Genomic DNA, 363 nt, shown 5'->3' on the forward strand with positions numbered 1-363 from the left:
GTGGCAAGGCTCGTACATGCCCTTGTTATTGGTATCCAGCGACGCCGAGGGCAGCATGCCGATGGAACCGGTGAGCATGGGCGCCTGGTCGGACAGGATGTCGCCGAACAGGTTATCGGTGACGATCACGTCGAACTGCTTGGGCGCGCGCACCAGTTGCATCGCGGCGTTGTCGACGTACATGTGGCTCAGTTCGACGTCCGGGTAATCCTTGGCGACTTCTTCGACGATTTCGCGCCACAGCTGGCTGGAGGCCAGGACGTTGGCTTTATCCACCGAGCAGACCTTCTTGCTGCGTACGCGGGCCATGTCGAAACCGACACGGGCGATACGGCGGATTTCGCTCTCGCTGTAAGGCAGGGT

At 60.9% G+C, this 363-nt stretch carries 1 protein-coding gene; it reads right to left on the reverse strand.

Annotation, left to right across the window (positions count from 1 at the left end; all coding sequences use genetic code 11):
• Positions 1-363: isocitrate/isopropylmalate family dehydrogenase (locus AC0L20_RS40210; protein WP_473295703.1), on the reverse strand; the 363-nt coding region annotated here is incomplete at both ends.

Source organism: Bradyrhizobium sp. Kon58 (assembly GCF_055807455.1).